Origin of the sequence: Proteus sp. CA142267 (assembly GCF_003336825.1) — a bacterium.
Lineage (GTDB): Bacteria > Pseudomonadota > Gammaproteobacteria > Enterobacterales > Enterobacteriaceae > Proteus > Proteus terrae.
Genome location: NZ_QPMG01000010.1, coordinates 31,455 through 51,000 on the forward strand (window position 1 = coordinate 31,455; position 19,546 = coordinate 51,000).

General features: G+C 32.9%; 19 protein-coding genes. 13 read left to right on the forward strand and 6 right to left on the reverse strand.

Annotation, left to right across the window (positions count from 1 at the left end; translation table 11 throughout):
• Positions 1 to 2 precede the first annotated feature (2 nt).
• From sctN to C0T34_RS15080, 13 genes are all read left to right on the forward strand, one after another.
• Positions 3 to 1,304 carry a type III secretion system ATPase SctN gene (gene sctN, locus C0T34_RS15020; protein ID WP_109850401.1) on the forward strand — a complete coding sequence of 434 codons (1,302 nt, stop codon included), beginning with the start codon at positions 3 to 5 and terminating at the stop codon, positions 1,302 to 1,304.
• On the forward strand, positions 1,288 to 1,752 hold the full coding sequence (locus tag C0T34_RS15025; protein ID WP_098941798.1) for a type III secretion protein: 465 nt from the start codon (positions 1,288 to 1,290) through the stop codon (positions 1,750 to 1,752). Before sctN ends, C0T34_RS15025 begins: the two co-directional genes overlap by 17 nt.
• A complete protein-coding gene (locus C0T34_RS15030; protein ID WP_109850402.1) occupies positions 1,730 to 2,959 on the forward strand; it encodes a hypothetical protein in 1,230 nt (409 codons plus the stop codon). Before C0T34_RS15025 ends, C0T34_RS15030 begins: the two co-directional genes overlap by 23 nt.
• Complete coding sequence (locus tag C0T34_RS15035) at positions 2,956 to 3,873, forward strand: FliM/FliN family flagellar motor switch protein (RefSeq protein WP_109850403.1); 918 nt, start codon at positions 2,956 to 2,958, stop codon at positions 3,871 to 3,873. The genes C0T34_RS15030 and C0T34_RS15035 overlap by 4 nt, the downstream gene beginning before the upstream one ends.
• Positions 3,874 to 3,878: 5 nt before the next feature.
• A complete protein-coding gene (locus tag C0T34_RS15040; protein ID WP_098941801.1) occupies positions 3,879 to 4,538 on the forward strand; it encodes an EscR/YscR/HrcR family type III secretion system export apparatus protein in 660 nt (219 codons plus the stop codon).
• Entirely contained in the window at positions 4,538 to 4,795 is a 258-nt protein-coding gene (sctS, locus tag C0T34_RS15045) for a type III secretion system export apparatus subunit SctS (protein ID WP_109850404.1), read from the forward strand. Before C0T34_RS15040 ends, sctS begins: the two co-directional genes overlap by 1 nt.
• Before the next feature lie 5 nt (positions 4,796 to 4,800).
• Positions 4,801 to 5,574 (forward strand): type III secretion system export apparatus subunit SctT, encoded by a 774-nt coding sequence (gene sctT, locus C0T34_RS15050; RefSeq protein ID WP_098941803.1) that lies wholly within the window; start codon positions 4,801 to 4,803, stop codon positions 5,572 to 5,574.
• Positions 5,567 to 6,631: an EscU/YscU/HrcU family type III secretion system export apparatus switch protein gene (locus C0T34_RS15055; protein ID WP_109850405.1), complete on the forward strand. Its 1,065-nt coding sequence runs from the start codon at positions 5,567 to 5,569 to the stop codon at positions 6,629 to 6,631. The genes sctT and C0T34_RS15055 overlap by 8 nt, the downstream gene beginning before the upstream one ends.
• Positions 6,632 to 6,777: 146 nt before the next feature.
• Positions 6,778 to 7,290, forward strand: coding sequence for a SycD/LcrH family type III secretion system chaperone (locus tag C0T34_RS15060; protein ID WP_098941805.1), 513 nt, complete (start codon positions 6,778 to 6,780; stop codon positions 7,288 to 7,290).
• The gene (gene sctE / locus C0T34_RS15065) at positions 7,287 to 9,419 is read left to right on the forward strand and encodes a type III secretion system translocon subunit SctE (protein WP_109850406.1); all 2,133 of its coding nucleotides are present in this window, start codon (positions 7,287 to 7,289) and stop codon (positions 9,417 to 9,419) included. Before C0T34_RS15060 ends, sctE begins: the two co-directional genes overlap by 4 nt.
• A 27-nt stretch (positions 9,420 to 9,446) precedes the next feature.
• The gene (locus C0T34_RS15070; RefSeq protein WP_109850407.1) at positions 9,447 to 10,274 is read left to right on the forward strand and encodes a type III secretion protein; all 828 of its coding nucleotides are present in this window, start codon (positions 9,447 to 9,449) and stop codon (positions 10,272 to 10,274) included.
• Positions 10,275 to 10,278: 4 nt separating this feature from the next.
• Complete coding sequence (locus C0T34_RS18345; RefSeq protein WP_239450335.1) at positions 10,279 to 11,502, forward strand: IpaD/SipD/SspD family type III secretion system needle tip protein; 1,224 nt, start codon at positions 10,279 to 10,281, stop codon at positions 11,500 to 11,502.
• A 106-nt stretch (positions 11,503 to 11,608) separates the two neighbouring features.
• A complete protein-coding gene (locus tag C0T34_RS15080; RefSeq protein ID WP_098941809.1) occupies positions 11,609 to 12,667 on the forward strand; it encodes an IpaD/SipD/SspD family type III secretion system needle tip protein in 1,059 nt (352 codons plus the stop codon).
• A gap of 104 nt (positions 12,668 to 12,771) precedes the next feature.
• Here C0T34_RS15080 and C0T34_RS15085 read toward each other — a convergent pair whose 3' ends face one another.
• From C0T34_RS15085 to C0T34_RS15110, 6 genes are all read right to left on the reverse strand, one after another.
• Positions 12,772 to 14,724, reverse strand: coding sequence for a TonB-dependent receptor (locus C0T34_RS15085; protein ID WP_098944040.1), 1,953 nt, complete (start codon positions 14,722 to 14,724; stop codon positions 12,772 to 12,774).
• A gap of 274 nt (positions 14,725 to 14,998) precedes the next feature.
• Positions 14,999 to 15,847, reverse strand: a complete 849-nt coding sequence (modD, locus tag C0T34_RS15090; RefSeq protein WP_098941810.1) for a ModD protein — start codon at positions 15,845 to 15,847, stop codon at positions 14,999 to 15,001.
• Positions 15,844 to 16,668 carry a class I SAM-dependent methyltransferase gene (locus tag C0T34_RS15095; RefSeq protein WP_109850408.1) on the reverse strand — a complete coding sequence of 275 codons (825 nt, stop codon included), beginning with the start codon at positions 16,666 to 16,668 and terminating at the stop codon, positions 15,844 to 15,846. The genes modD and C0T34_RS15095 overlap by 4 nt, the downstream gene beginning before the upstream one ends.
• Complete coding sequence (locus tag C0T34_RS15100; RefSeq protein WP_098941812.1) at positions 16,655 to 17,449, reverse strand: ABC transporter ATP-binding protein; 795 nt, start codon at positions 17,447 to 17,449, stop codon at positions 16,655 to 16,657. The genes C0T34_RS15095 and C0T34_RS15100 overlap by 14 nt, the downstream gene beginning before the upstream one ends.
• Positions 17,449 to 18,444 (reverse strand): iron ABC transporter permease, encoded by a 996-nt coding sequence (locus tag C0T34_RS15105; RefSeq protein WP_098941813.1) that lies wholly within the window; start codon positions 18,442 to 18,444, stop codon positions 17,449 to 17,451. Before C0T34_RS15105 ends, C0T34_RS15100 begins: the two co-directional genes overlap by 1 nt.
• Positions 18,441 to 19,472 (reverse strand): iron ABC transporter substrate-binding protein, encoded by a 1,032-nt coding sequence (locus C0T34_RS15110; RefSeq protein ID WP_098941814.1) that lies wholly within the window; start codon positions 19,470 to 19,472, stop codon positions 18,441 to 18,443. The genes C0T34_RS15105 and C0T34_RS15110 overlap by 4 nt, the downstream gene beginning before the upstream one ends.
• Positions 19,473 to 19,546 lie beyond the last annotated feature (74 nt).

Sequence of the window (19,546 nt, forward strand, 5' to 3'; positions counted from 1 at the left end):
AAATGAATAACGTATTTTCAATATTTCATCATGCAGCTCATCCGATACGAATCCAAGGCAATATTCTTGAAGTGATGTTGCGTGGTGTATTTATTGGAGAAATTTGTTTATTAAAAGATTCTATTATTAATGGGCAAATTATTGGTGAAGCGATTGTCATTGGCTTTCGCAACGGTATTACGATCTTAAGTATGATGGGGAGTTCACAAGGTTATTCTTTGCAAATAATAGTAGTACCAACAGGAAATGCTTTTTCTGTTGCTTTAAGTCCTAATATTTTAGGGAGTATGATTGATATTAATGGTAATTATTTATTACGCTTCAACGATAAAAAAGTGGTAGAAGAAAATTTCTATTCCTATTTACCTATTGATGGTCATCCTCCCTCATTTAATGAACGATGCCCTATTACAGAAATATTTGAGTCTGGTGTGCGTGCTGTTGATGGATTACTAAGTTGTGGATTAGGGCAGAGAATGGGAATTTTTGCCAGTGCAGGAACGGGGAAAACCATGTTAATGAATATGTTTATTCGTTTCTCTCAGGCTGATATTTTTGTTATTGGACTTATTGGTGAAAGAGGGAGAGAAGTTACCGAATTTGTCGAGGAACTAAAAAGAGACAAACGCTGTGAAAAAACAGTATTAATTTGTTCCACCTCCGATCAACCTGCAATAGAACGTTGTAATGCCGCATTAGTTGCTACTACAGTTGCTGAATATTTTAGAGAGCAAGGTAAAAATGTCGTGTTATTTATTGATTCAATGACGCGCTACTGTCGAGCTTTAAGGGATGTGGCACTTACGGCGGGTGAGCTTCCTGTTCGTAAAGGCTATCCAGCTTCTGTTTTTGATAAATTACCCGCAATTTTAGAAAGACCAGGGGTAACCCATCAGGGGTCTATTACTGCGTTTTATACTGTTTTGCTTGAAAGTGATGATGAGCCTGATGCTATAGGTGAAGAAATTCGTTCTATTCTAGATGGGCATATTTATCTTTCGCGAAAAATAGCCGCTTCAGGTCATTATCCGGCTATTGATATTTTGGGTAGTGTGAGTCGTATATTTCAGCAAATAACGAGTACTGAACAACAAAAAGCAGCATTAAAAATAAGACAAATATTGATGCGTTTGCAGGATATTAAGTTATTACAAGAATTGGGCGAGTATCGTGCAGGAGAGAATGAGTTAAATGATCTGGCCGTCAATAAGCAGTCAGAAATAGAGGCTTTTCTTATACAATCATTTAAAGAAAAAGCAGAATTTCAAAAAACACTGAATCAACTTTATGCGCTTACCTCTTAATCAGCAATATTTGCTAAATGCAATTGTGAAACGTCAACAACGAGTAGAGAAAGAACAAAAAAAGCATCAAAAATTAATAAAAGAAGCGGAAAATAAAAAAGAAGAGCAAACTTTATTGGCATCTGCATTAGAAAAAGAGATCCCTTCTTATGAAAAAGTAGGAAGTTATTCGACACTTTCTTTAAATCAACAAAAACGTAAACAAGCTATTTTATTAGCTTCGTTAAATATATCTATTAGTCAAATTAAAGAAATAGAATATCAATTAGAAAAACTAAAGAAAGGTAGCTTATTTTTAAAAAAAGAAAGAGAAAAAATAATCAAAAAACAAAATAAAATGAAGCTTTATCTTGAAAGAAAAGCACTAGAAAAAGAGTTATATATTGAAAGATTAGAGCAAAACGAAATTCAGGAGATGGTGTTATATGATGTCCATAAAGACAGATAATGTAAGATTAAATAAAGGTTTAATCACTGAACAAAATAGTGAGAAAAAAACTGTTTTTTCTAAAAAATCATCATCACTTTCTACCGCAGTAGAGTTATTATATCTTAAAAAAGATCAATTTTCTCCTGAAGAACTAAGTGAAATAAAACAAAAATTGGCTGATTTTTATCATCTTGATTGTAAGAATTTTATTGAATTAAAAGATGATTCAAAAGGGAAATTAAAAATAGAGTCGGATAAATCAATTAATGGTTTAGACGATAAAAATGAAAAAGATGAAGAAAGTGACTATTCAAATATAGAAGGGTTATTATTAACGCAAAGAAAAATATATTCACAAATTTGTTCTTTCAAAAAAGGAAGTAAAATAGAAAAAAATGGTTTATTACATCATGTAAGTAAAAAAAATAATACGGACAATGAAATTGTCATTAAAAATGATCTAACTCTTAAGAGAGAAAGAAATATTGATATTTTTGAGGTTAAGAAAGAAATAATTAGCAATTATAATTATTCAACTATTAGAGTAAAGAAAGATAAATTTAACCAAGAAATAGAAAGGCAAAATTCGACAGATAAAGTCGAGGAACATATTGGAAAAAAATATTTTACTAATAAAGAAAAAGTTATAAATTTTAAAAGTGAAATTTTATTAAAACATGAAGAAGATAAATTAAAAACAAAAGATGGTGTTACTATTGAAAATAATAAATCACCTGAAAAATTTAATTACTCAGATAGTAGAGAAGTAAATAAAAATGCTGCTGTAATGAATTTTGAAAATGACAATTCAAATATAGATGATTTATATAAAGAAAAAATAAAAGAAAATATCAGTGATATACTTTCATTAAGTAGCATAAAGCCAGAATATCAACAAATGCTATCAGAACCATTATCGGATAGAAAAATACTTGATATACCAGCCTTCAGTATTCTTTATAAAAAAGTATCTACTTTATCTCAACCCCCTTGTATTACTTATGTTTTTAAAAAATGGGGAAACGAATTTCATCAAATGAAAGTAAATTTTGATACTGATAAAAAAATTCAATTAATTGCTTCTACTGGACGTGTTTATCAATCTTCTTTAGAAAGTTTTAGCCAATATCAAGGAAGATTATCTCTTTCATTAGAGAATGATAATAACCATTGGTATATTAATGGGATAGAATCTTCTTCTGATAATAAAGAAGATGAAAAATGATAATTTCAAATTCTAAAGATAGTGTTGATAGTAAAAAAGATAGCCATTCAATGGATGTTTTATCATTTCTATATACACCTCAGTCACCTATTTCTTCGGCTCATTATTTTAAGATAAAGGGTAATAATACATTAGGTTCATTTACAGGGCTTGTCGAAGTGGGCCAAGTAATGGATAAAATTTACCCTGAGAAAAAAATAGATTGGGAGCTTATCCCGGAAACTTATCTCCATACACTTTTCTCACAAAAATGTTCACAAATATTGTTTCCTTTTTCGAAAGAGCCAGTGCCATTAATCGTTGATAATATCTGTTTAGGAGAGCAAGAAAATTTTAACTATCCCGTTATTAATACTGAAATTGGTGACATATTTATTTGTTCTTTTGAAAAATATTATGAATGGGCATTGTCATTAAAAAATAAAATTGGTGCTATTGCTCAATTTAAATTTGGCAAAAGTACAATGTCATTTTCATTATTAAAGACACTTTCTTTGGGTGATATCGTGCTGATTGATAGCATGGATTTTTCACTTATTATTGGTGAAAAAAGATGGATGCGTTATCGGTGGCAAGAAGGAGAAAATACGGTGGTTTTAGATGAAAAGTTATTTACTCATGAAACAGAGCGTGAAGCATTAGCCGAAGATACTGAAATATCATTACAAAAAAACATAGAGTTAAAAGGGATCCAATCTATTCCTGTTACTCTCTCTTTTTTACTTGCAAGTCAGGTGATGTTACTTGATCAAATTGAAGAATTATCACCAGGGCAACAAATTACTTTACCAGATAATGCATTACGCCATATTACGTTAATTGCTAATGGTGTTGCTATCGCTCAAGGGGAGTTAATAAAAATTGGTGAGCGATTTGCTGTTGAAATTCAACACACTTATGTACAGCAAGATTAAATGATATGGAAAGTTCAACAACACTCATTTTAACATTGTCATTAGCCACATTGGCACCCTTTATTATTGCTGCGGGGACTTGTTATTTAAAATTTTCTATCGTGCTGGTGATGACTCGTAATGCGTTAGGTGTTCAACAAGTACCTTCAAATATGGTACTTAATGCAATTGCATTAATGATGGCCCTCTTTGTAATGACACCAATAGCAAAAAACACCTATCAATATCTTATTGAAAACCCAATTGATATTACTTCTTCTGATTCGTTTGAACGATTCTCTGATAATGCATTAGTGGAATATAAGCGATACTTGTATAAATATTCTGAGCCAGAATTATTAGATTTTTTTGAACAAGCACAAGGTAATCGACCTGATAGTTATGGAGATAAAGAAAATATAGAAAATTCTTTATTATCACTACTTCCCGCATATGCATTAAGCGAAATAAAATCTGCATTTATTATTGGTTTTTATCTTTATTTGCCTTTTATTGTTATTGATTTAGTTGTCTCTTGTATTCTACTAGCTCTAGGTATGATGATGATGAGTCCAATTACATTATCAGTGCCTTTGAAATTAATTTTATTTATCGCTATGGATGGTTGGACTCTTCTGGCTAAGGGATTAATTAATCAATATCTTGACCTCATGGCGGTAAGATAATGGGTATGGTCTATGCTGCAAATAAAGCTGTTTATTTAGTGATATTGCTTTCGGCTGCACCTATTGCTATAGCAACCTTTATTGGATTGGCAATAGGCCTTTTACAAACCATCACCCAAGTCCAGGAACAAACATTACCTTTTGGTGTAAAGCTTGTTGGTGTTTTTGTTTGCCTGTTAGTTACTATGGGTTGGATGGGCGATAAGGTGCTCGTGTATGCCAAAGAGATGATGACGCTAGGATTAGCTGCAGGATAAATAACATGTTAATACTGCTAGGGTATATACAGGTTTATTTAATTGATCTTTTCTTACTTGTAGCAAGGCTATTTCCTACTTTTCTTTTTATTCCTTTCTTAAATAGCAGAGTGCTAAATAGTCAATTATTAAAGTATATTATTATATTTTATATTGCTATGGGAATAAAACCAAGTATTTTAATTACTGATGAAATAAGAAATACATGGGAAATAATAATCTTAAGTGAGTTAGCTCTTGGTGTTTTAATTGGGCTTCTCTTTGCTACTCCTTTTTGGATCGCTTCTGCTTTCGGCGAATTTGTTGATAATCAGCGAGGAGCAAGTATTGGCGATACTATTAATCCAACAACAGGAATTGAATCCTCTGAATTTGCTTCGTTAACAGGATTGTTCTGTGCAGCTTATTTTCTGTCGACGGGAGGGTTAACCTCATTGATGATCACGATAAAAGATAGCTACGACGTGTTTCCTATCGGTTATTTTAATAAAGAGATTGGTTATTCGTTTATTGGCCATTGGCTTAATGACATGGTTCGTACTGCTATCGTTTTAGTATCACCCGTTCTTATTATTATGTTTTTAAGTGAGGTTGCATTGGGGGTTTATTCATTATTTTGCCCTCAATTAAATGCATTTTCCTTGTCATTATGTATTAAAGGCATTATTGCATTTATATCACTACTTCTTTTTTTTGCTTCTGCAATGACTTCAGAACTTTATGAGTTTTTTAATAATAGATACTTTTATACAATTTTTATGGGTATTTATCATGGCTGAAAAAACAGAAAAACCAACTCAGAAAAAACTCGATGATTCTGCAAAGAAAGGGCAAAGTTTTAAGAGTAAAGAGCTAACATCGGGGCTTGTTTATCTTATTGGTGTTATGTACTTATTTCATCAAGTTAATTTAGATGAGTTTAGTCGTTTTTATCAATCTCTTTTACTTCACCCAACTAATATTACTTTAAAAAGCTATATCAATGTAATATCAAAGTTATTTTTTGATATTATATTACCAATACTTGCTGTTACTTTTTTATCTGGCGCAATTCCTTCTCTATTTGAATCCCGTTTTAAACTTGCTACTGAAGCTATTAAACTGGATCTTAATCATATAAATCCAATCTCTGGATTTAAAAAAATATTTAGCATAAGAACAATAAAAGATCTTTTGAAAACATTATTATTCATAGTTATATTTTTAGTTACTTGTTATATTTTTATTATTTTACATGGTTCCGAAATATTTATATTATACCGCTCTGATTTAAATTTTGTTATTGATAAGTGGTGTTCACTTGTTATTGGTTTTATATTTATTTTTTTTATTCTCTCAATACCTATTCTTATTCTAAATATTATTGCTGATTTCTTTATTTTTATGAAAGATATGATGATGGAGAAACATGAAGTTAAGCAAGAAAATAAAAATATGGAAGGTGATCCTGAAATAAAATCAACACGTAGGCAATTACATCAAGAACTGCTTGATGAACCAATGAAAAAAGTCATTCGTGATTCATCAGCGGTTATTGTTAATCCAACTCATGTGGCGGTAGGTATTTATTTTGATCCCGATAATGGCGTTATGCCATTAGTTTCACTCAGATGTATTAATGATAAAGCATTGGCTGTGAAAGCTTATGCCAAAAAAGTGGGTACACCTGTTGTTCGTTATCCTGAGCTCGCAAGAAAATTTTATCATAAATATCATTTGTTTGAGGTAATGATAGATCAAGATTTATTAGATATTATGGATATTCTTATTTGGCTTAAGAGAATAGAAATTGAAGGCTTGTTAAGAGAGGAAGTGGATTATACGTGCCACAAATAAATTCCTCATGTACATCCATCTATTAATTATAAAAATAATGCATTTATATTTATAAATATAGGCGTGTGTTTTATTAAAGTAATTAATTAAGAATAACTTTATAATTTAATTATTAATTATTCATCATAGATGAAAGGATTAACATTATGTCAGTATATGAAAAAATGTCAGAAAAAGAGCTTGATCAATTAGCAAACTATATTGTTTCTATTGTTCAAAATGGGACATCACTTAAGGATGAAGGCGCTATTCCTGAAGGATTTATGGAAGGAATTTATTCATTTGCATATGACTTTTACCAGAAAGGAAAACTGGATGAAGCAGAAGCTATTTTTAAATTTTTATGTCTCTATGATTTTTATAATGTTGATTACATCATGGGGCTAGCTGCTGTTAAACAATTAAAAAAACAGTATCAAGCGGCGATTGATCTTTATGCATTAGCGTATTTAAATGCAAAAAATGATTATCGGCCTGTCTTTTATGCCGGACAATGTAATCTATCATTAGGTGAAAAAGAAAAAGCAAAATATTGTTTTTATCAAGTTTCAAAAAATATCAATGATCTTGCTATAAAAGAAAGGGCCAATGTTTATTTAGAATTATTAAAAGATATTCCTCTTATTGTTTTGAATACAGAGAAGGAAGAAACAGTATGATTAAAGTTAATAATGATGGCACTGTATTATCTACCCCTTTAATGTCTAAAGAGGTAGATAAAGTGACTAAAGATAACGTACAACAAGCGCAAAAAATTAATGCGGCAAGTGAGCATCTTGTCGTATCGCAGCTCAAGGATAAAGAAAATAATTTTTTAGCTCCTTCTCTTCGTGTACCTCTCGAACAGAAAAAGAATAGCCAGAGAATTAATGTTCAAGATGATATTAAATATAAGATAAATGTTTTTCCTTCACAAAGTGAAAAAAATGATATTCTTACTAATAAGAAAAATTTGTATGATCAAAAAATAGTAAGTAGTGTTAATATATCTGAAAATAAGTCGTTGTCATCTATATCTTCAAAAGCAATTCAATCAAAAAATAAGGACTATGATTTCTTATTTTTACAATTATCCTACCAAAATATTATTAATAAAAATGTTTTAGATAAAATCAAAGATCCAGAAAAGTTTGATTATTATCTTAATAAGCTGAATGTTTTATCTAAAGGTATTGATGGTTTAAGAAATCAAATAAAATCAGTGTTAAATGAAATTAAAAATAATAAAGATGCTTATATTGACTATTGGATGGAAATATATAATCAAATAAAAGAAAATAAATTTAAAACAGAATCTGAAATTGAAACTTTCTTAAATAACAAAGAAATTCCTCATACCTTAATAAAAAAATTACTTTCTGAAAAAATTGAATCTAAAGAAAAAATGGGAATGTTACTTGAAAAAACTTTTCCATTTATGAAATTTCCTGATGCCATTTCAAAAATGGCATTAGATGAGTTGGATACATTATATGAAAAGTTATCCGATTTTTTTGATAATATTCATGAATATATGCCTAATGTTCCTATGAGTGACGATAAGATAAATAAAATCACGTCACATAGAGCGGAATTAAAAGCATTAATAAATAAGGAAGAAAATAAGCCTTTCAAAGAAAAATTGGAAAAAATACAAGAAACCTATAGAACACTGTCTTTTTCACAAAATGCATTAGAGATTGAAATAATATCTGATTCATTATCAGGAATGGCATTATTAACTTTCTTGTTGGCTAAAACACGAGAATTAACACTGAAAGTAATGTTACGGCGAACTGAGAGTGAGCAAAAACTTTTTGAAGAAATGCAGAAAGTAACAGAAAAATCATTAAAAGATAAAATTGAAGACCAAAAAGCTCAAATTAAAAAGCAAGAGGAGATCCAATACTGGGCGGGCATTGGCTTAAAAATTTTAGGTGGATTACTTGCTCTTGTCGCAGGTATTGCTTCTATTTTTACAGCGGGTGCTTCAATGGCATTAATGGCCGTTGCAGTAGCATTATTCGTTGCTGATGTAGCATTAACAATTGCTGATGAAGCGTATCAAGCTATACATGGAGAATCATTTATGGATGAAATCATGCAGCCTATTTCTAATGCTATTATGGATGCTATAGATAAAATTGTTGATTTTCTGGCTGATGTGATAAATAGCACATTAGAGGGATTAAAAGTATTTGGTATAGATAAGAAAGTTATTGAGGAGATGAAAAACTCAATTCAAGAAAAACTAAAAATGGCACTAAAAATAGCCATTACTGTTATTTTATTTGTTGCAGCAGTAGCATTAAGTTTTGTTATTGGACCTGCAATAAAAGGTCTTACAAATGTTGCAAAAAAAATATTTAATCAACAAGTAAGAGAGACATTAAAAAGAGTATTACATGATGCACTAGAAGCAATGCTTGGCAAAATGATTAAAGAAATAATTGTGCAAGCACTTGAAGAAGCCATGGAGAAAATTAATAAACAATTAGCTAAAGATATTTCACAAAAAGCTATTACCATGCTGAATCGTACAGTAGTTATTTCTAAATTGGTAAATTCAACAGCAACGAATGCAGTTAATATTTACAGTAGTGTTATTTCAGCAAAAATATTGCAGTCTATGGCAGACAGTAAAAAATTAGAAACCATATTAAATCTTATTCAAAAATTAATGGATAAAATAATGGAAAGCTATCATGAAAATATTGATGCTTTAACCGAAATTTTAAAAAGCATGAGTGAAAAATCTTCAGTTAGTAATAAGTTAAGATCTGATGTAATAAAAAACATATCTATTTAGTAAATTGAATTTTATTGAGGTTTTTATATGAACATTAAAGTAAATAATGACAATTTAATTAATAATTATAAATTGGAAAGTGATGATATTATTGAAAATAAAAGTTCTATTGATGCAGATAAACTGAATAAATTAATTGAACCTAAAATTTCAATTTTTATTGAAAAGGTAAAAGATAATATAAAACCTATTTTGTCAGAGCCGAAAATAAAAACACCTAATATAAAAGAAATATTAAAGTCGCTTGAAGTGGATAACGATAGTGATATTTATGATCATATTAGAGTTGAAAATTTAGGAACATTTAATGTTTTATCCGATGATATGATGAAATTAATTAATTTAATAGTTAAGTATCGAGGTGCGATGATTAAAAATTTTGAATCAAATAGAGAAATCGGTGTTATGTTAATGAATGTGGAGTTAAATATAGCAGAACAAATAAAAGACAATCTTAATAAAAAAGCAAATATTATGATAGGTGTCGCTATTACTAGTGCAGGTATTTCAATGGCAATTCATGGTATGGGGGCATTTATTTCGATTAAAGGAATGGGAGAAAATTTAATAGGACACTCTAATCCTACTATGATCACAGGGAACTTAGTGACTTCAACCGCTGATCCTTTGGCAAGAGTTGCAGATCAAACTCTGCAATCTCAAGGAATTATACTTGATGGTAAACAAAAAGTATTAGAAGCGAGAGGAAGTATTAATAATCATGTTATTAATAATAACAATGAAATGCAACGAGAAGCCGCTGAAATTATAAAGGCTTTATTACAAGCTATTGAGGCTGTTATTCATGTTCAGCAAGAAGCCGCTTCTGCTATTGGTTCGAATGTAAAAGGATAACTTTATGCCTAAAGTCCTCTATTCAAGAATGTATAATAGAGCTGAAAAATTAAATGTATCTTCATCAGCCAGTGATAATGTTTCCACTTTTAAAGATAAAATAGAAAAGTTTGATGAAATAGATAACCTACTAATAAATATAAGACGAGATTATAAAGATTTTGATCTTAATAACTGGTTGAATTGCAATAATCTAAATGGAAAAACAGAGAGGGAAATATTTATTTCTCTCTCTGAGCAATATAATAAAAATCTTATAGGTAATAAGAAATGTTTGAATTTGATAGATGAATTATCACCGTTAATAAAAAATAAACTCTCTAATGAAAATTATCCTACTGATTCATTAAGTGATTTCTTTCATGAGGTAAAACAATCCATTATTGTTGGTAAAAATGACTATTTAGATGTTTTAAAATCTATCTTTTCAAACTATATGGACTATGTAAGAGAATTAAGAGAAGAGTTAACATCTATAACCCAATATACTAAAGCGGGTTATAAAGATGGAACTATCTTAGTCAATTACTGTGACTTTAGGGCAAAACTAGAAAGTTTTAAAGAGAGGTACAATAAAAAATCAGAAGATAAAAAATTTTTTCATATTGAGATATTATTTGAAAGTGAAAATAAAGGCGGTTATAGTAGGAAGATAGATAACCAAAAGATATATTATAAAAATAAAGAACAAATTAATAGTGCAATGAATATAATAGATAAATTTTTAAAGGAGATAAAAGGTATTAAAATAGATAAATCAGGAAAAGATTTGAGTTTTAGTTTTACCGGCTCTATAGTATTCGAAGAATTTGATAGATTTCTAAATATAATAGCAGAAAAAGAATCGAAAGAAAAAAAACTGACAGAAGATGAATTACAAGAAAAAAGAAAAAATTATATAAAAGATCTTAAAGATGAGCTTTTTTACAAAATGAGTTTTGGAAATACAAAAAAAATTTTGGAACAATCATTTGAAGCTCAGGCTGATGAAAAAATGAAGGAATGGAGAAAAGAAAATGATGAGAGAGTAATGAGTAATGTTTTACAAACAGAATTTGATATTTTCAAAAAATCACTTGATGCATTAGAAAAAAAAATGAATACAAATCTTGATGAATTATCTAAAAAATATAGTTCTGCAAATAGTAATTATGATAATTTTGTAAAGATAGTCAGCAATACCATGAATACATTATTAGAAATGGCAAAAGGATTTTTACGTTTTTAAACTATATTAAAAATAAATAAACGGTATTTTATAGAAAATAAACTAATGTTTCTAATAATATATAGCTTTATTTGTTACAGTTTTACTATGACAAAAGGTTAATATTATGGCTACTGTTAGTAATTTAATTAAGACAAATGATAATTTAAATATAGGTGAGCATTTTTATACTAAGAACGGTGTTAATGATCCCTCCAACGTCATGGAAAGAGAAAAATTTTATAATGAAGTTGATTACTTATTAGTAAATATAAAAAGAGAGTACCAAGATATTTGTATTAATAAATATCAAATTAATAACAATTTAGAAAATATATCAAATAGTAATATGGTTATTTGTCTAAATGAACAATATGTAAAGAACACTATTAATCAAAAAAAAAGCCTGAATACAATCAGCAGTGTTGCTCACTCTATTGCAAATGCACAATCGGGCAATAGCTATCCCACTGATTCACTGAATGATTTGTTTAATGATGTAAAACAATCGATTACAGCTGGTAAGAATGATTATCTAGATGTTTTAAAGAATGTTTTTTCTCAGTATATGGACTTTGTAAAAATGGCGAGAGAAGCATTATCTAAACTAAGTGAGTCAGTAAAGGCGGGTAGTAAGGATGGATATATAAACATAGATATTTCTATTATAATTAATAGTTTGAAGAATCTAAGGACATCTTTTAAAAATAAGGATGTTCTCAATCTTAAAACGCATTTTAAAAAAGAGAGTGATGGTCGATATTATAGGGAAATTAATGGGGAAAAAATATATTATAAAAATAATATTGAAGTAGATGCTGCTGCTCTTGTAATAGAAAAATTATTGGGTCAAATTAAAGGTGTAACATCAAACAAGGAAGACCAATCACCATCTGTTCAACCTGATATTTATTTTTTGTTTCATGTAAATATAGAATCATTGAAATTAAATAAATTAATTTATTATTTAGAAGGGATGCCTGAAGGTCCTCATGATATTTTACAAACGGAATTTGAGCTAATTAAAAAAACATTAGATACCTTTGAGAAAGATATTAACACTAATTTGGATGAACTTTCTAAAAAATACAGTTCAGTAAATAGTAACTATGATAATTTCGTAAAAATAGTCAGCAGCACCATGAATACATTATTAGAAATGGCAAAGGGGTTCTTGCGTTTTTGATTTTTTTGTAGAGTGATATTATGGAAAATAAATCTATTTTAGGGATAACAAAGAGCTGATATATTAATAATATCAGCTCTGGAACCTATAAATAATGGCTTAAATTAGAATTTATACTCGATACCTAACCAGTAATTACGACCATCTTCCATATAACCTTGAGTGTATTCATAAGACTTATCAAAAAGATTATTAACAGAAGCATTAGCAGAAACACCATAACCAAAATCATAATCTAAACGAAGATCAGTTTTAGCATAGCCTGCTAATTTGTCATTTTCATCAATACGGTTATAAGTCCAACCTTGCGCTTCTTCCATAATCGTAAAGCGAACTTGTTCAACAGGAATAAATGTCATCCACATATAGGCTTTATGTTTTGGTAAGCCTTCAACATGTGCTACTTGTTTAGGATCACTATGGATATAGCTATAGTTTAAGCCAAGCTCTAACCAATCAGTCACGTTTCCTTTCGTACCTAAATCAAGACCAACATAGTCAACACGTCCGCTATTTTGGTTTTGGAAGAATGCTTTTCCACCACGATAAACAGTGTGTGCCATAATTACATCACTGACACGGTTATAATAAATGCTGGTTTGGTAACCCCATTTATCCGTAATGTGCCCTTCATAGCTTAAGTCGAACGATAATGCGCGTTCAGGATCTAAATCGGGATTGATGATCCCTTTAGAGCCATCTTTGGGTTTTTCAGTTGTGTAACGCTCTTTTTGTGTCGGGAAGCGGCTACGATCAGATACAGAGAAACGAACGTTATCATTATTGGCTAATGAATATTTAGCCATCATCTCCCAGTTAAAGGCGGTTTGCTTGTTATCATCAGCGCCTTTGTCAGTCTCAACACTGTCGCGCCAGTCATAGCTAATTGCACCTACTAAATCGAGATCATTAGTGGCTGCCCATTGATATTCTGTGGCTAAAGACCATGTTCTGTCTTTATAACGCATCCAATCACCATTTTTCACTTTTTGAGAACGGTGAACGTCATCTTTCCAGTGAGCAGCAAAAGAGAGCAGATCATTTTCACGCGTATCGATGCCTAATTGTAATGCGGCACCTGTGCTGTAGTCGTCATAGTGACTGTAATCAGGGGTATCACCTTTTTTAGGGTACATATAAAGGGTATTTTCAAATTTATCGTGATAAGCACGACTTTGTAATTTCATACCATCAGTAATTTGAGTAATACCGCTATAGTAATAGCTTTCTTTATTGTAATCCGGCCATGCCCAATATTTATATTTACCTTTTGCGTTAGCAGAAGTATTTGGTGGGCTATTTTTTTCACCATCTTGTTTTACATAAGTCAGGGTATATTCGTCAGAAGCACGTGGTGTCCAACCCACTTTGATCATGCCACGTTTATCATCTGTTGCTGAATTATCACGACGTCCATGAGTACCCGCAGCTGCATTATTTTCATCAGCACTAGGAATTGGCGTAAAGCGTTGTTTTAATTGGCTACCACTGATTTGAATAAATCCTAAATCATTACGCGCACCTAAGCGTGCACTCATATTGTGTGAATAATCAGCACCACGAGCAAAACCTTGAGAATAAGCAATGCTTCCTTCTAATGGTTTTTTCGGTGTCGCAGTAGTGATATTAATTGCACCCCCCATTAAATTAGGGCCTTGCAGTAATGAGGTATAGCCTTTGTTGACTTCGATACTTGCCAGATCGTTTGTGGTAAAACGTGCCAAGTCTAAATTGCCATCATAAGGAACATAAGTCGGGATACCATCAAAGAATACAGGTACTTGACGGCTATCAAAGCCGCGTACTTTAATGGTGTACTCATTACGGTTACCCGATTTTTGCATTACAACACCAGGTAATGTTGCAATGGCTTGCGCTGCATTGACCTTATTTTGTTCAAGCATTTGTTCTTGCGTTAATATATCTGGATTTGCTGCAATTGGGCTACTCCATACGGTTAATAAGTCGGGAGTAGATTGCCCATAATTGGTGTCAGCAAGAGCAATACAGGGTAATAGAGCAAGGGATAAACAGTAGCATAGAGGTTTTAATTTCATCATTCCAATCTCAGTTTATAATCTATATATAATTTTTTATATAACGATATGCGTAAAAATAAATGAATAAAAAGAGCACTGACATCTGTTAGCGCTCAATTTTTTTATAAAGTAAAGCAACAAACTTATATAAAAGAAGCTCAGCAAAGATATTCCTCTATGCCACTACAACCATTTCCTTGTTATAACTTCTTTTACATTGAGTCGATGTTGTCTTTATTTATTATTGATTAAATATGTAAATACTCACTTACTTATAAGTTATTATTTTTATTTAATCTTTTGGGTAAAGACGAACTTTAATATCCGTCGGTGGTGCATAATAAGGTGAAGACGTTACCATTAAGGTAATGCCTGTTTGTGCATATTTCTCGATAGTATTAAGGTTAATACCGCCAGCCACAGATAAGTGACAATGAGGTGCCAATTGGGGCGCTTCTTGTTGTAACTGTGAAATATCTTCAATGGAGAACTTATCGAGCTGTAAAATATCAGGTTGCGCTTTTAACGCCTCTCGTGCTTGTTCAATATCATCAGCTTCTACAACAATGCATTTTTCAGGCGCCGCTAGGCGTAACTGTTTAACATGTTGTGCCCAATTATCAGGCTCTGATAAAAATCGACGATGGTTAGCAAAGAGCAAAATAGTTTCAGAGCAACCTTGGCGATGAATGACACCACCGCCCGCCAGTACCGCTTGAGTTGCCAGTAATTTGGTATTAGGTATATTTTTACGTGTACACGCAATTTGTCCTTTAGGTTGATAGCGGTGATAGATTTCTAGCATTCTTGCCATATAGTCACTAACGCCACAACTCCACTCAAGCACGTTTTGTACGACTTTCCAGCCTTGGTGTAGTGCATCAGCACGACCTTCAGCGGTGATTAAGCAATCGCCTTTATCGGCAAAATCACCATCTTGTAGATGTGCTGTTACTACCAATCCTAATTTTTCTAGTAAACGACAACCTAGCGTGATCCCACTGACACAACCAGCTTCACGGCGTGTAAATGTCATTGTACCTAGCTGATCACAAATATTGAGTGCTCGGCTAGTGAGATCGCCATATTGGATATCTTCCATCAATAAATTATCAAGAAAGGTATCAGGATAATAAATCATAGAGTTAGCTCACTTTCAGGAACAACATCCCAAGAAACCATCGCCCAATCACGAGTTGGTGAAATCAGTGAAACGCCTTTTTCAATGCTTTCATGATAGTAATTTGTTAGGTGTACAATTTCGTCTTCGCTTAAAGGCCCTACGGAGAAATTAATGCCTTCAATAAATTGCTCAAGGCTATTGAAATTACTCTGACAATTACGGCTACGGATATAATCCACTTTAGGGTGAATACCCATTTGGTTTAGCATATTCACAGCATAAATGTACGTTGGAAGCGTAGGAACCTCACGACCCAATAAGCGAATAATACGTTGATCAACAAAGGTTGGAGAAACCGTGTGAGTGGTATAAACACGTAATTTAGCTTGGCGATTCAGCTTTAAGAGTGCGGCTTGTAAATCCATCACTAAAGTTGAGCGTGAAGCAACGGCGATATCACAACGAGGAAGTTGGTCCCAACTATCTTCCCATGAGCAAGTGATAAATTCAGCGTGGTTGATACCTGCTTGTTCAGCTCTGCGTTTAGCAACGGCTAACATACCTGTACTGTAATCAATACCAATGGTTTTTTTGAATTTATCCGCCACATGAATGCTGATAGAGCCAGGGCCACAACCTACATCTAATAGGGTTTCAGCACCGGTAAAATCCATCATTTCACGAAATTTTATTAAATAAGGATCATTAGGATTGGCACAAGTTTCTGCCATTTTTTCAGCACGTTTATCCCAATGTTCAGGCTCTTTTTTGGTTCTTTCCGCCTGTACCATGTGGTTTTTATAAAGTTCAGCAAAATCGGTGGTTTCAATAGTGTTCATATTCTTGCCTATGGTCATTTTTATTATCAGAGTAGGCGTGAAAATGCGCCTGAATATCTGTTGGTTGTACACCATAAAGGTGCGCTAAATTATCGGATGTCAGTAAAACTTCAGGACTGTTTTGCAAAACAGGGGTATGTGGCGTCAGTAAAATAACATTATCCGCCAAAGAGGCAGCATGTTGAGGGTGATGTGTAGACATAAAAACACTGATCCCCAATGCTTTTAATGCCTTAACTTGGGTAAGCAATTTGATTTGATTACCAAAATCAAGGCTTGCTGCAGGTTCATCCATGATCAGCAACTTAGGTTGTTGCACTAACGCGCGTGCAATCAAGACCATCTGTTTTTCACCACCACTTAAAGTATCAAAAGTTCGATGAGCAAGATGAGAAAGTGAGAGCATTTCTAAGGTTTCCATTGCCATTACTTTATCTTGCGAGCTAGGCATAGAGAAAAAGGAGAGATGCGCACCTCGACCCATCACAACCATATCGATGACATTAAAAGAAAAGGGGATATGTGTGGCTTGAGGAACATAGGCAACTACTTTGGCAAGCTCTGTTGGTGACCACCCACTTAATGTTTTACCCGCAATATTAATCTCACCATCAATACAAGGTATTAGCCCTAATAGTGTTCGCATTAGCGTCGTTTTACCGCAGCCATTGGCACCTAATAAGCAGATGATTTGCCCTTGTTCGATGTGAAAGGAGAGATCTTTAATTAAGGCTTTGCCTTTATAACCAATGGCGAGTTGCTTCGCATTAGCAATGATCATCAGCTTTTCCTCGTTCTAAGTAACAACATTAAGAAGAATGGCGCACCAATGGCAGATGTTAAAATGCCTAGTGGAAGTTCAATATTGGCAATTGTGCGAGCTAATGTATCGGTAATTAACAACATTATGGCTCCCACAAGTAAGGAAACAGGGAGTTGTTGACTAAAGTTAGCGCTCACTAACAGCCTTGCAATGTGGGGAACAATTAAACCTAGCCACCCAATAATACCCGCGATAGAAACCGCACTTGCGGTGATTAATGTGGCTGACAAAATAAAGACAAGTCGGGTTACTTCGACGTTTAAACCTAACGCTCTGGCTTCTTCATCAGATAAGCTGAGAATATTCATACGCCAGCGTAATAAAATGAGTGGAATAAATCCGACTAACATTAAAGGCGCGACAGAAATTAAATCAGAAGCAGTAATGGTCGAAAGCCCACCTAAGAGCCAAAAGGTAATGGAAGGCAATTGAGTATAAGGATCAGCAAGAATTTTCATTAATGAGATTGCTGAGCCGCATAATGCGCTAATAGCAATACCAACCAACACAAGGGAAAGCACCGGATCGTGTTGTTTCGCAAGCCTCGCAATAAAGTAGACTAGGGCCACTGTCGCTAAGCCGCCAGCAAAGGCAAAAAGTTGAATCGACAACATGGATTGCCCAAGAAAAATACCTAATACAGCACCCACGCCAGCACCTGATGAAACGCCGAGAATATCGGGTGATACCAAAGGATTACGGAACATACCTTGATAAGCCGCACCCGCAATCGCAAGTCCTCCACCAATTAAAATTGCCGCCAGAACGCGAGGAAATCTTATTTGCCAGAAGACAGTTTCAGTGCGGTTATACTCTACATTGCCCGTTAATTTATTACTTACCAGTGTCCACAGCTCACTAGTAGTAAGTGAATACTTACCACTAGTAATCGCAATTAACGCAACGATGGAGAATAATGCAAATAAAAGCGTGATGCGTACCGATTGACTCATGAATACCTCAGCAATTGCTGACATTGTTCAGCACTTAATTGCGTATGATAAAAATGAGCAAAGTAATTTTGCAGATCTTGAGTGGCTTGTTTTTCTATTCGAGCGTCAAAATGGCTTTGTAAGCGACGCATTCCCATTAAACGGTTGATCCCCGGAGGACCATCTAACCAACCAAATGGTAAGCCTTTAAACAGTAGCACTTTGTTGTTTTTAACGGCTTGAATACTTTTCCATACAGAGTCCTGCATAATTTGCTGATAGGCATTTTCATCTTGTGTGATGATGATTTCAGGGTCCCACATCAGAAGTTGCTCTGGTGAAACATCTGTTAACCCAGTGAAATTGGGAATATCTACTACGTTTTCAAAGCCTAATATTTCAATCGCTTCGGTATGAATAGAGCTTCTTGCTCCCGTTTGTAACCCTTTTGCACCACGCGCAAGGTAAAAACGAGGGCTTGTTTTTTGTGTCGAAGCAAATAAGGCAGCATCACTAAGATATTGCTCGGCAATAATCGCTAATGTTTCTGCTCTTTCTGCAACACCTAATAAAGCACCTGTTTGGCGCAACTGAGCTGGACTATCTTTTAATGTGCCATCAATTAATACATAAGGTACACCGGTTTGATCAGAAACACGTTTTGCCAATGAGCGATAGGTTTCATCGACATTGCCACTATCAATAATGAGATCTGGCTCTAACGTCAGTAAAGCTTCTAAAGAGAGTGTACTTCCTCGTCCAGATAAGCGCCCTAAACGAGGTAATTTACGTAGTTCATCTGAAAACAAAGGGCTTTTTTCTAAATTAAGTGAAGAAAAGCCCAATAATTTTTCAGGCGCTAATGCAAGTAACAATTGATCAGTCGGAGGCCCTGCACTTATTACGCGATGGATCGCGGTTGATGCTGGAACATGACCGAATTGTGCTGCAATACGTGAGGTTATTGCTGCTCTTACAGAATGCGGAAGCGCTGATAATGCCGCAATTGTTGTGAGGTAAGTTAGAAATTGTCGTCTACGGATCGCCATAAGTTCACACTGTTTATTGTTTTATATTGGTATCGTTGTTTCATTTATTATATAGCGATGAATACTATATTTCC

Excerpts from the sequence above, each read along its gene's own strand:
- sctN (WP_109850401.1), top strand. The coding sequence starts at position 3 with ATGAATAACGTATTTTCAATATTTCATCATGCAGCTCATCCGATACGA.
- C0T34_RS15025 (WP_098941798.1), top strand. The coding sequence starts at position 1,288 with ATGCGCTTACCTCTTAATCAGCAATATTTGCTAAATGCAATTGTGAAA.
- C0T34_RS15030 (WP_109850402.1), top strand. The coding sequence starts at position 1,730 with ATGATGTCCATAAAGACAGATAATGTAAGATTAAATAAAGGTTTAATC.
- C0T34_RS15035 (WP_109850403.1), top strand. The coding sequence starts at position 2,956 with ATGATAATTTCAAATTCTAAAGATAGTGTTGATAGTAAAAAAGATAGC.
- C0T34_RS15040 (WP_098941801.1), top strand. The coding sequence starts at position 3,879 with ATGGAAAGTTCAACAACACTCATTTTAACATTGTCATTAGCCACATTG.
- sctS (WP_109850404.1), top strand. The coding sequence starts at position 4,538 with ATGGGTATGGTCTATGCTGCAAATAAAGCTGTTTATTTAGTGATATTG.
- sctT (WP_098941803.1), top strand. The coding sequence starts at position 4,801 with ATGTTAATACTGCTAGGGTATATACAGGTTTATTTAATTGATCTTTTC.
- C0T34_RS15055 (WP_109850405.1), top strand. The coding sequence starts at position 5,567 with ATGGCTGAAAAAACAGAAAAACCAACTCAGAAAAAACTCGATGATTCT.
- C0T34_RS15060 (WP_098941805.1), top strand. The coding sequence starts at position 6,778 with ATGTCAGTATATGAAAAAATGTCAGAAAAAGAGCTTGATCAATTAGCA.
- sctE (WP_109850406.1), top strand. The coding sequence starts at position 7,287 with ATGATTAAAGTTAATAATGATGGCACTGTATTATCTACCCCTTTAATG.
- C0T34_RS15070 (WP_109850407.1), top strand. The coding sequence starts at position 9,447 with ATGAACATTAAAGTAAATAATGACAATTTAATTAATAATTATAAATTG.
- C0T34_RS18345 (WP_239450335.1), top strand. The coding sequence starts at position 10,279 with ATGCCTAAAGTCCTCTATTCAAGAATGTATAATAGAGCTGAAAAATTA.
- C0T34_RS15080 (WP_098941809.1), top strand. The coding sequence starts at position 11,609 with ATGGCTACTGTTAGTAATTTAATTAAGACAAATGATAATTTAAATATA.
- C0T34_RS15085 (WP_098944040.1), bottom strand. The coding sequence starts at position 14,724 with ATGAAATTAAAACCTCTATGCTACTGTTTATCCCTTGCTCTATTACCC.
- modD (WP_098941810.1), bottom strand. The coding sequence starts at position 15,847 with ATGATTTATTATCCTGATACCTTTCTTGATAATTTATTGATGGAAGAT.
- C0T34_RS15095 (WP_109850408.1), bottom strand. The coding sequence starts at position 16,668 with ATGAACACTATTGAAACCACCGATTTTGCTGAACTTTATAAAAACCAC.
- C0T34_RS15100 (WP_098941812.1), bottom strand. The coding sequence starts at position 17,449 with ATGATCATTGCTAATGCGAAGCAACTCGCCATTGGTTATAAAGGCAAA.
- C0T34_RS15105 (WP_098941813.1), bottom strand. The coding sequence starts at position 18,444 with ATGAGTCAATCGGTACGCATCACGCTTTTATTTGCATTATTCTCCATC.
- C0T34_RS15110 (WP_098941814.1), bottom strand. The coding sequence starts at position 19,472 with ATGGCGATCCGTAGACGACAATTTCTAACTTACCTCACAACAATTGCG.